At 47.7% G+C, this 11,207-nt stretch carries 12 protein-coding genes; 5 read left to right on the top strand and 7 right to left on the bottom strand.

What is annotated here, in order from left to right; all coding sequences use genetic code 11:
* Positions 1-89: 89 nt before the first annotated feature.
* The 5 genes from EBI00_RS02250 to EBI00_RS02230 all read left to right on the top strand — a co-directional run bounded on the left by EBI00_RS02250 (position 90) and on the right by EBI00_RS02230 (position 2,226).
* A complete protein-coding gene (locus EBI00_RS02250) occupies positions 90-749 on the top strand; it encodes a Bax inhibitor-1/YccA family protein (protein WP_123094287.1) in 660 nt (219 codons plus the stop codon).
* Positions 750-857: 108 nt separating this feature from the next.
* Positions 858-1,250 carry a sulfurtransferase complex subunit TusD gene (gene tusD, locus EBI00_RS02245; RefSeq protein WP_123094286.1) on the top strand — a complete coding sequence of 131 codons (393 nt, stop codon included), beginning with the start codon at positions 858-860 and terminating at the stop codon, positions 1,248-1,250.
* 4 nt (positions 1,251-1,254) lie between these two features.
* Complete coding sequence (locus tag EBI00_RS02240) at positions 1,255-1,599, top strand: DsrE family protein (protein ID WP_123094285.1); 345 nt, start codon at positions 1,255-1,257, stop codon at positions 1,597-1,599.
* A 1-nt stretch (position 1,600) separates the two neighbouring features.
* Positions 1,601-1,888 (top strand): DsrH/TusB family sulfur metabolism protein, encoded by a 288-nt coding sequence (locus EBI00_RS02235; protein ID WP_123094284.1) that lies wholly within the window; start codon positions 1,601-1,603, stop codon positions 1,886-1,888.
* A 5-nt stretch (positions 1,889-1,893) separates the two neighbouring features.
* Positions 1,894-2,226 carry a TusE/DsrC/DsvC family sulfur relay protein gene (locus tag EBI00_RS02230; protein WP_241556927.1) on the top strand — a complete coding sequence of 111 codons (333 nt, stop codon included), beginning with the start codon at positions 1,894-1,896 and terminating at the stop codon, positions 2,224-2,226.
* Positions 2,227-2,241: 15 nt separating this feature from the next.
* Here EBI00_RS02230 and cobA read toward each other — a convergent pair whose 3' ends face one another.
* The 7 genes from cobA to EBI00_RS02195 all read right to left on the bottom strand — a co-directional run bounded on the left by cobA (position 2,242) and on the right by EBI00_RS02195 (position 10,668).
* The gene (gene cobA, locus EBI00_RS02225; RefSeq protein WP_123094283.1) at positions 2,242-2,991 is read right to left on the bottom strand and encodes a uroporphyrinogen-III C-methyltransferase; all 750 of its coding nucleotides are present in this window, start codon (positions 2,989-2,991) and stop codon (positions 2,242-2,244) included.
* A gap of 65 nt (positions 2,992-3,056) precedes the next feature.
* Complete coding sequence (gene serS, locus EBI00_RS02220; RefSeq protein ID WP_123094282.1) at positions 3,057-4,358, bottom strand: serine--tRNA ligase; 1,302 nt, start codon at positions 4,356-4,358, stop codon at positions 3,057-3,059.
* Between the two features lie 43 nt (positions 4,359-4,401).
* The gene (gene crcB / locus EBI00_RS02215; protein ID WP_241556926.1) at positions 4,402-4,794 is read right to left on the bottom strand and encodes a fluoride efflux transporter CrcB; all 393 of its coding nucleotides are present in this window, start codon (positions 4,792-4,794) and stop codon (positions 4,402-4,404) included.
* Between the two features lie 2 nt (positions 4,795-4,796).
* Complete coding sequence (locus EBI00_RS02210) at positions 4,797-6,137, bottom strand: replication-associated recombination protein A (protein ID WP_123094281.1); 1,341 nt, start codon at positions 6,135-6,137, stop codon at positions 4,797-4,799.
* Complete coding sequence (gene lolA / locus EBI00_RS02205) at positions 6,137-6,772, bottom strand: outer membrane lipoprotein periplasmic chaperone LolA (protein ID WP_241556925.1); 636 nt, start codon at positions 6,770-6,772, stop codon at positions 6,137-6,139. The genes EBI00_RS02210 and lolA overlap by 1 nt, the downstream gene beginning before the upstream one ends.
* Positions 6,773-6,794: 22 nt before the next feature.
* On the bottom strand, positions 6,795-9,659 hold the full coding sequence (locus EBI00_RS02200; RefSeq protein ID WP_421930358.1) for an FtsK/SpoIIIE family DNA translocase: 2,865 nt from the start codon (positions 9,657-9,659) through the stop codon (positions 6,795-6,797).
* A 157-nt stretch (positions 9,660-9,816) separates the two neighbouring features.
* A complete protein-coding gene (locus tag EBI00_RS02195) occupies positions 9,817-10,668 on the bottom strand; it encodes a hypothetical protein (protein WP_123094280.1) in 852 nt (283 codons plus the stop codon).
* Positions 10,669-11,207 lie beyond the last annotated feature (539 nt).

Raw genomic sequence — 11,207 nt, 5'->3', positions numbered from 1 at the left:
TTTAGCAAGGTAGATTCTAGCTTGAAGTTTGGAACTTTCCCCCTCATATTAAGTCTATTAGATGTCATAAACCTTAAAGGAGTTACTCCATGCGTTACAATGAAGCCCTCTCGTCGACACATTCGTCACAAGCGGCAAACAAGACGCTCCGCAATACTTACGGACTGTTGTCGCTAACCCTATTGTTCAGCGCCTTCACTGCGGGCGTGAGCATGGCATTGAATCTACCACATCCAGGTTTGATCATTACCTTAGTTGGCTTTTACGGCCTACTATTTTTAACCCACAAATGCCAAAACAGCGCCACTGGCCTGCTTTGCGTGTTTGCACTAACGGGTTTCATGGGTATCACGCTAGGACCTATCCTTAGCATGTACCTGAGCTTACCGAACGGTGCCAGCCTAATCATGAGCGCCCTTGGTATTACTGGATTGTCGTTTCTTGGCCTGTCTGCTTACGCGCTGGTTTCTAAAAGAGACTTCAGTTTCTTGAACGGCTTTATTACAGTAGGCTTTTTTGTTTTGTTATTTGCTGTTATTGCAGGATTCTTCGTGCAAATGCCAGCATTGCAAATCTTTATCTCTGCGGGCTTTGCCTTGTTTTCTGCTGCAGTGATTCTGATGCAAACAAATCAAATCGTACGTGGCGGTGAAACCAACTACATCATGGCCACAGTGACCTTGTATGTTTCTCTATACAACATGTTCCTAAGTGTATTGGCGTTGCTTGGTATGGCACGCGACGAGTAATACCCAAACGGGACTTGTCATATCTGCACAGTAAAAACCAAAAAGGCCGCTGACTGCGGCCTTTTTTGTGTGTAAAATTTGTCTTAATACTTATTTGGGGCACTTTAAATGCAATACACTCTGCTCATCACCGGTTCGCCATACCAAAGCAAGGCCTGTCATACGGCGCTCCGCTTCATACGTGCCGCCCTAGCAAAATCCCCCAACAGCATTAAAGGGGTGTTTTTTTATGAGGACGCCGTGTTAATTGGCAATCACCTTGCGCAACCCCCAAGAGATGAGATCAACCTCACCCAAGCGTGGCAAGACATAGCTCAACAACACCATGTGCCCTTGTATCTCTGCATTGCTGCCGCCGTGCGACGTGGTATTGTCAGCGACAGCGAAAGCAAACGTTATGAGTTACCGCATCACACGCTCGCCGAACATTTCCAGCTCGAAGGCTTAGGCACCTTGGTGGATATGATGAACAGCACACACAAAATCATTCAGTTTAGGTAAATTTATGAAACGCACATTGATCCACCTAAACAGCAGCCCTTACGACAGCCTAGCCTGCAAAGAAGGCTTAGATTTGGCGTTAGTCTTGGCCACTTTTGAACAAGCTGTCGACTTATGCGTATCGGGTGCTGCATTGGCTTTACTGACGCTTGAGCAAAACCCGACCGCAGAGCAAGGCAAAAATTTACACAAGCTGCTGGACGGTCTTGAATTTTATGACATTGAAAACCTCTTTATCGAAGCCAACGCCGCCATTCAACCAGACACTCTTTGGCAAAGTGTCCAATCTCTAGACAGCCACCAATGGCAGGCCATGTTCTCCCACTATCAACAGGTTTTCAGGTTCTAATATGCGACTTCACCAAATCAACCAACTCACTTACCCTGAGCCATTAGAAAGCACTTGGCAAAATAGTCTACAGACAGGCGATCAAGTGTTGCTGATAGAAAGTGGCATCTTGCGCACTCAGCAACAAACAGACGCACTACGCGCCCTGATGGCGTTAAAAAACAGTCAGCTTTTTTATCTACGCAGTGACGCCGCCGCCTATGGAATCACCCCCACTATTGGCTCCGGCTTATCAGACGAGGACTGGGTGACACTCACCTTTTCCGCTGAAGCAAATATAAGTTGGTAACCAAGATGACAAGCATGCCCACCCATCTCGATACGCCTCTCGACGAGGAAGGCTATTTACTGAATTTACAAGACTGGACGCCAGCACTCGCTGAGCAACTGGCAAAAGAACTCGACCTAGAACTGACCGATGCGCACTGGGAAATTATCTACCTACTGCGTGATTTTTATCAAGAGTTCGAAGTCTCCCCCGCCATGCGCCCCTTGGTAAAAGCGGTCAGCAAGACACTCGGAACAGAAAAAGGCCGCAGTATTTACCTGATGACCTTGTTTCCTGGCAGCCCACCTAAGCTAGCGGCCAAAATTGCTGGACTCCCCAAACCGGCCAATTGCTTGTAGGTAGAAACCATCACGCTACTGTGAATATTTCCCATACCATTGTAGTTTACTTTGCAAGTTAACAACTTCTCCGATGATCAATAACGCTGGGGACTTCGCCTCGTTAGCAACAGAGACCTCGTATACCTCTTGGATCGTGGTGGTAAACACTCGTTGCTCACGAGTCGTCCCTTTTTCCACGATCGCCACTGGCATAGACGGTTTCATACCAAAACGGATCAAGGATTGGCTGATGTCTTTTAACCCCGTTAGCCCCATGTAAATCACTAAGGTTTGTGCCGGATGAACCAACTCTTCCCAGGGTAAATCCGTCGTACCGTCTTTTAAATGCCCGGTTAAAAAACGCACCGATTGCGCGTAATCTCTATGGGTCAAAGGAATACCTGCATACGCCGCACAACCCGCTGCAGCGGTCACGCCGGGCACAACTTCAAAAGGCACCCCTTCGTCTATCAGTTCTTCTAACTCTTCACCGCCGCGCCCAAAAATAAACGGATCACCGCCTTTAAGGCGCACCACCATGTGACCTTCTTTGGCCTTGGCCGCCAGCAGACTGTTGATTTCTTCTTGAGGAAGGCTGTGTAAGGACTTGGCCTTTCCTACGTACATTTTTTGCGCCGTTTCTGGGATCAAGTCGATAATTTCTTTGCCCACCAAACGATCATAAAGCACTACATCGGCCATTTTTAATAAACGATACGCTTTTAACGTCAACAACTCTGGGTCACCAGGACCCGCACCAATCAAATAGACCTTGCCCGTCATAACTGCACATTTCCACTCATACAAAAAGAGCCCCTTACGAGGCTCTTTCGTTTACATTAACCACTTTAGGCTTTTTTCAGAAGTGTTTTGCCGCCCATATAAGGCACCAACACATCCGGTACACGGACACTGCCATCGGCGTTTTGGTAGTTTTCCAAAACGGCAACCAAGGTACGACCTACCGCCAACCCTGAACCATTCAAAGTATGTGCCAACTCTGGCTTGCCTGTTTCAGGGTTACGCCAGCGGGCTTGCATACGGCGCGCTTGGAAATCCCACATATTTGAGCAAGAAGAAATCTCACGGTACTTGCCTTGCCCAGGCAACCAAACTTCAATGTCATAGGTTTTATGAGCAGAGAAGCCCAAATCACCGCCACACAAAATAACCGTGCGGTAAGGAAGCTCAAGCTTTTTCAAAATCACTTCAGCGTGCCCAACCAACTCTTCTAACGCAGCTTCAGAACGATCTGGACGACAGACGTGTACCAGCTCAACTTTTTCAAACTGATGCTGACGTATCATGCCACGAGTATCACGACCATAGCTGCCGGCTTCACTGCGGAAACACGGGGTATGTGCGACGAACTTTCTGTGTAATTCAGCGTCGTTCAAAATTTCATCACGCACCAAATTAGTGACGGGTACTTCTGCAGTAGGAATCAAGTACAAATCGTTGTTTCCACTGTCTTTGTCCACTGGCACTTTGAACAAATCAGCCTCAAATTTTGGCAGCTGACCTGTGCCCTTTAAAGAGTGCGCGTTAACCAAATACGGCACATAGACTTCAGTATAGCCGTGCAGATCGGCGTGAGTATTCATCATAAACTGAGTCAAAGCACGATGCAGGCGAGCCAAATCGGAATGCATTACGGCAAAACGAGAACCGGTGATTTTTACTGCGGCTTCAAAATCCAGCATTTCTATGGCTTCACCAAGGTCTACATGGTCTTTTGGCTCAAAATCAAATGCCTTTGGCTCACCCCAACGGCGTATTTCGATGTTGTCATCTTCTGTTTTTCCTTCTGGCACAGAAGCGTGGGGCAGGTTTGGAATACCTTCTAAAAGACTCTCCATTTCGTACTGCACTTCCGCCAACTTGCCTTTCGCAGCCTCAAGGTCGTCCCCAAGGTTCGCGGTTTGTGCTTTTAACTCTGCCGCCTTGTCTTTGTCGCCAGACTTCATCGCCTGACCAATGTCTTTGGATACCGAATTGCGGGCTTGCTGCAGCTGCTCTGTTTCTACTTGAATGGCTTTACGACGCTCTTCTAACGAAGAAAAGGTCGCCACATCGAGCTCGTAACCTTTTTTGATAAGTTGAGCCGCAATGGCTTCTGGGTCAGCACGCAAGGCTTTAATGTCTAACATTTCTGCAACAGTATCCTTTAAACAAAATAAAAAAATGAATGGGTTAAAAAAAACGCGCCAGTGCGATACCGACCGCCAAACCAAGAACCCCTAAAAAACAACTCAATAATAAATAGCTTACGGCACTTAGCCAAGCCTGTGTATGAATTAGTGACACAATTTCCAGAGAAAACGTCGAAAACGTGGTAAACGCCCCCAAAAACCCCACCATAATCAAAGGTCGGTAAGGTTCGAGGGAAGGCATTCGCTCATTCACCATCACAAAGGCCACCCCCATCAAGCAGCTACCACTGACATTCACCAACAAAGTGGCAAGCGGAAAATGCGATGACCAATGCTGATTGACCCAGTGCGCGACACCATAACGACTTAATGCCCCCACCGCGCCCCCGAAAGCAATCATCAAATATGTGATAACAGGTGCCGTGACAAACATTTTCAGTTTTCCTCGTAACGCTGCATAGGGCTGTGCTCATCTAATTCTGCTAACCAAGCCAATTTGTCGGTGATTTTTTTCTCTAAGCCACGATCTGTAGGGTGATAATAGCGCGTGGTGGCCAGCTCTTCTGGCAAATAATTTTCGCCTGCCGCATAGCCATTTTCTTCATTGTGTGCATAACGGTATTCGCTGCCGTGCCCCAGACTTTTCGCTAACGACGTCGGCGCGTTACGCAAATGCACCGGCACGTCATAACTGGGCTGATCCGCCACGTCTGCCATGGCTTGGTTAAAGGCTTTGTAGACCGCATTGCTTTTCGGCGCACAGGCCATATACACAGCGGCTTGCGCAATTGCGCGATTGCCCTCGCCCGGCCCCACTCTCTCAAACACGTCCCATGCATTCAAGCCAATTTGTAGTGCACGCGGGTCGGCATTGCCAATATCTTCGGAGGCAATCGCCAATAAGCGACGCGCTATGTATAAAGGATCGCAGCCTCCATCGAGCATACGAGCCATCCAATACAAGGCGCCATCTGGAGACGAACCCCGTACCGATTTATGAAAAGCCGAAATTTGGTCGTAAAACACATCCCCTTGGCGATCAAAACGACGCACACTGCCACCCAAGACATCTTCCAATTGTGCCTGCGTGACTTGAACCCCAGGCTCAACCAGATCAGAAAGAATTTCTAAGAAGTTCAACCCACGGCGAATATCCCCATCGGCCGCCTGCGCCATAATAGACAAAAATTCGTCGCTGATTTGCAAACGTGCACTTTGCTCGGACACAAACGCCTGCTGTAAAGCGCGCTTCAGCGCCAATTGAATATCGTCAACAGTGGGGGTCGTCAAGCGGTAAACACGAGCCCGAGATAAGAGCGCTGAATTCAATTCAAAGGCGGGATTTTCCGTGGTGGCACCGATAAACAAAAAGGTGCCGTCTTCAATATAGGGCAAAAAGGCGTCTTGCTGAGACTTATTAAAACGATGCACTTCGTCAACGAACAGCACCGTTTGAGTGCCCTTCATGCTGCGCATTTGTTTGGCTTGATCGACGGCGGCTCGAATGTCTTTGACCCCCGACATCACTGCCGACAGCTCAATAAACTGGGCCTCTAACGCGTGGGACAACAGCTGCGCAAAAGTGGTTTTCCCCACCCCCGGCGGCCCCCATAAAATAAACGAATGACAATGCCCGGTTTCCACCATTCTGCGTAGCGGCTTACCCGCCCCCACCAAATGGGACTGCCCAATATAGTCGTCCAAACTGGTCGGTCGCATCTTGGCCGCCAAAGGCTGATAAGCCGAGCTTGGCGCATCAGAAAACAAGTCTTTCATTACTGACCTTCTATGATCACATCCACATGATCGGGTAAATCAATCACAAAGTTTTCTTTCGCAACGCCGTCGTGGGCTTCCACATTGTTAAATTCAATCACGGTCGTTTGCCCAAGCGCATCCAAAATACTCATAGCACTGATCACCCCATCGCGAAAAGACAAGGTAAGGTGCTGAAACAAATCTTGCTCACCCTTGGGTGCCAGACGGAATTTTTCCGTTCCCAACTCGGTCACCGTATAATGCGGCAACACCTCGGCAGCAGGACGACCCAATAACGCTGCAGGAGAATTGCCCACAGCACCCGCGAAGGGCTTCTGAGTGGCTTGTTCTAAATCTACGTCCCACACGGTAATCGTTTTGCCATCAGAAATAATACGCTGGGCAAACGGCGTCACACTGTCCCACACAAACTGGCTTGGACTGGCGAGCAGAAAAATGCCTTCACTGACTTGTAGCTGCTTGCCTTGTTCGCCGTAAGTCACTTGCCGAAACTCCCCTTCAATGTTTCGGTTGCTTTCTAACAGGCCTTCTATGGCAGAGTCTGTCGCCAGCGCAGCCACCGAAAAAAACACCATTGAGGTCAACGCCAATAAAATGGCCACACTCTTTTTTGCAACGTATTGATTCAACAAGATAGTCTCCAATTCAATAAACTTATTCAGGAATCAGCACATCGCGCTGGCCATTGGTCCCCATGGGGCCAACCAAACCGGCCGCTTCCATGGCTTCGACTAGGTTAGCTGCTCTGTTGTACCCTATTTTCAGGCGACGCTGAATAGACGAAATAGACGCTTTACGTGTTTCTATGACAATCTTTACCGCTTCATCATACAGCGCGTCTTTGTCTTCACTGTCGTCATTCGACATCAAATCTTCTGGGTTCACCACCACATCATTAATGTAGTTTGGTTCGCCTCTCAGTTTCCACTCTTCCACCACAGCGTGCACTTCTTCGTCAGACACAAAAGCACCATGCACTCGGATAGGGGTTGGTAGACCCGCTGGCAGATACAACATATCGCCCATGCCCAACAACTGATCCGCGCCACCTTGGTCAAGAATGGTACGCGAGTCAATTTTAGACGACACTTGAAACGCCATTCGGGTTGGAATATTGGCTTTAATCAAGCCGGTAATCACATCCACGGAAGGACGCTGGGTCGCCAAAATCAAATGTATGCCGGCCGCTCGTGCCTTTTGCGCAATACGCGCGATCAATTCTTCCACTTTTTTGCCCACTATCATCATCATGTCGGCAAACTCGTCCACCACGATGACGATATACGGCAAGGGCTCAAGATGCGGCACGGTTCGCGCCACACCATCTTGAGAAAACATCGCCATTTCCGGCTGCCATAGGGGGTCTTCTATGGGCTGACCCGCTTCAATCGCATCACGCACTTTTTTGTTGTAACCGGCAATGTTACGCACGCCCAATTTCGACATCAGTTTGTAACGACGCTCCATTTCATCCACCGACCAACGCAAGCCATTGGCCGCGTCTTTCATATCGGTAATCACGGGCGTTAACAAATGTGGGATGCCTTCGTAAATCGACAGCTCCAACATTTTGGGGTCTACCATGATCATGCGCACTTCGTCTGGCGTCGATTTCAGCAACATGCTCAAAATCATCGCATTCACACCCACAGATTTACCAGAACCTGTCGTGCCCGCCACTAACACATGAGGCATCTTTGCAAGATCCACCACCACAGGCTCACCCGAAATATCGTGCCCTAGGGACAAGGTAAGCGGTGACGTCGCACGATCGTACATATCGCAGTTAATCACTTCGGAAAAGTACACAGTGTCCCGCACCTGATTGGGAATCTCGATACCAATGGTCGATTTCCCCGCGATCACCTCCACCACGCGCACACTCATGACACTTAAAGAGCGCGCCAAATCCTTCGCCAAATTGGTAATACGAGACACTTTTACACCAGGAGCTGGCTGAATTTCAAAGCGCGTAATCACAGGACCGGGGTTGACTTCTACCACATCGGCTTTAACACCAAAATCTTGTAACCTCTGCTCTAGTAGCTCAGACAAGGCCAATAACTCGTCTTCTGAATACCCGCCCTGCTTGGGTTTGGGCTTGGTGAGTACCGAGCGATCAGGCAAAGAGTAGGTTTCGACCTTGCGCTTATTTTCTACTTCATCGGCATAAGGCCCACCGAGGGAGTCCAATTGCTTGGCTTCTGACAAAGTACGAAACGCTGGCTTCTGAGCGGCAACCACATCCATTAATGGCTCAGGGGCAGGCTTTGCCGTTGGTGTCGGTTCTGGCTTGGGTTCCGGAACGGGTTTTGGCTCTGGCTTAAATTCTTGTTTTGGCTCTGACTTAGGTTCTGGATCAGCACCAAACAAGAGCGCATCGGCTTCTTGTCGGGACAGGCTATCTGGCTTAGTCGAAGGACGCTTTTCTGGGGTCGATTCAACCCATGGCTCGTCAATGTATAAGGTATCGCCCACCAATATATCCCCATCATCGTCCAGTGACAGATTGTCTAAACCGCCAAAATCGGGCTCTGCATCACCTCGTTGCGACGACCTGGATATGGGCTTATCTTCCATGAGGAAGTCTGCTTCTTTTTCAGCATGATCGTGGGGCAATTCTGCATTTTGCTTGGTTTTGAATGCAGTGAATGGCTTGCTAAGCCAAGCCATTAAGCCCGTTTTTGTCGAATCGCTAGACGCAGTGTCGTCAGAGTAATCAGCGTTGGCCGTGTCTTCCACCTCGGCTGGTTTTTCATCTGCTTCGATCACTAAGCTGCGAGTGTGTATTTGGCGTTTTTTACGCACAATAGCGGGTTCTTCGTCTTCGATAAAACGCGCATCGCTTGTTGTCTCGGCACTCACAGGTTGAAAAGTGTCACTGTCTCTTTGGGCTTTCCCTTCTTGACGCTGTTGCCATTGGTGACGCAGATACGCGAATCCTTGATAGGTTTTTTCCCCTATGGTGTCCATTAGGTTTAGCCAGTGCAGTTGTGCCAGCAAGGTTACGGATAAAAGCACCAAGGCCAAACTCACCAAGGTAGCGCCGTCATAGCCAATCACACCATACAAGATTACCCCAAGGCCATGGCCTAATACGCCACCGGTACCATAGGGCAAAGTTGGCTCACCTACCGTGTGTAAAAAACACAGCACAGAGCCAAACGACAGATACAAGATACTGCCAATGGTGCACAACAAGGTATTATTAATGGGTAATAAGGAATGGGGGTTGCGCCATAAAATCACCGCCACCCAGAAAAACAACGGCGGTAAGGTATAAAACAAGGTACCAAAAAAGCCCGACGTGACATCGGCAATCACAGCGCCGATCGGCCCCATGGAATTTTGTATCGGAGTGCCACTGCCAGAATAAAACCAACCCGCGTCATCAGGATGATAACTGTAAGTCGCCAGCGCAAAAAACAACAAAAACAACAAGGCGGCAATAAACGCAGCTTGTTTCGCAAACATACCCCATACTGGTGATCGTACCGACTCACTCATTTCTTCTGACAAAACACGTCTTCCTATTTATGCTAATCCAAACAACACCACGCTTCGCCACGCGAAGCCAAATCTCGCTAAGCTTACCATAAAAAAAGCCAACCCAAAGGGCTGGCTTTCGCTTTTACTTGTAAAGAGGTGACTTACGTAACCTCTTTACCATAAAGGCTTAGAAAGAAACTTTAGCACCAACTACAGAGTAGTCTTTGTTCTTAGCTTCGTAAGAAACCATAGAAGCGTAGTACTTAACATCACCAACAGCATAGTAAGCAGTTACTTCAGTTACGCCTTGGTCAGCTAAATCAACACCTTTAGATGCTTCGCCGCCACGTGTAAAGTACTGAGCTGCTAGAGTCAATTGCTCAGAAACAGGAAGATCAATACCAATACCTGTGTTCATTACATCTAGATCGTCTTTAGAACCGATGCGAACAAATGAAGACAATGTCGCCATACCTAGCGGCGCTTTAACACCGGCTGTTACAACTTGGTCAGCTTTATCGTCATCAGACATTTCGTATCCTGCAGATACACCCAAAGTCAAACCAGCGTAGTTAGTAGAGTAAGCAACAGCTAGTGAACCAATGTTATCACCTTCTTTAACTTCTAAAGCCACTTTTAAGCTGTCGTTCACTGCGTAACGAATGCCTAAGTCAGTACCGAAATCGTCGTTTTTAGCAACGTCATCGTCTTCTTCAACACCAGCACTGTAAGCAACAGAATCAAGAAGCGTACCGTCGAAGTCACCAAATTGAACAGCGCCTTGAGTTACGTAGATTTCGTCAAGATCAAAACCACCGTCAGATCCATTTTCCATATCTAGATCGAAATAGACAGAACCCACAGTACCAATGATGTTCACTTCACCACGAGAAGCAGCTGCATCGCTGCCTTTATCCATAGATTTATACTCAAGACCCGCTGTACCTTTAAAAGTAGGCTCAGCAGCGATAGTAGTCGTAGAGATAGCAGCCGCAAGAGCAGATACCGCAAACACAGAAGCAAGTTTAATCGCTTTCATTCAAAATTCCCCTTTATGGTATATTTATGTGGCCTTGTAGACCTAGTGACTAATTTCTTGATTTTCAGGATACGTCATTAAAACAACGATGCCCTTATCTTAAAACCAATCAGTTTCACTTTTGTGACACATGTCAAAAAAGTATGTTATTTAAACCCCTAACACCGCATCCAATCATGCTGTTAAATTACGATTCAGGACTGCAACGATTAAAACCAAGTTTTCCATAACTGGTCAAGCATTCCTTGCACTTTTTTCTTATTTTTTTCACCTCAATGTCACATTTCAACATTTTTGAGCAAAAAACAGTCAACAAATGTAAACAACGGTGCTACTTATCGTACATTACTGCACATTCGATGTCATCTAAGCATAACATTGTGGCAGCAAGTCGCAAGTTGCTAGAGTTTTGTTGCTTAATTCAGGTATCGGGCTAGGATGGTGTTTCTTTAACACTTTTTTTAAAATTCTTTCTTGTTTTAACGGATTTTTTTCTGAGAATATTTTTTGCATTTATTCGCCACATGGCACGAGCTTGG

The sequence above is a fragment of the Marinomonas hwangdonensis genome (genome assembly GCF_003721245.1).
GTDB lineage: Bacteria > Pseudomonadota > Gammaproteobacteria > Pseudomonadales > Marinomonadaceae > Marinomonas > Marinomonas hwangdonensis.
Note: the sequence above shows the minus strand (reverse complement) of the source record. Positions and strands in the feature narration are given on the sequence as shown.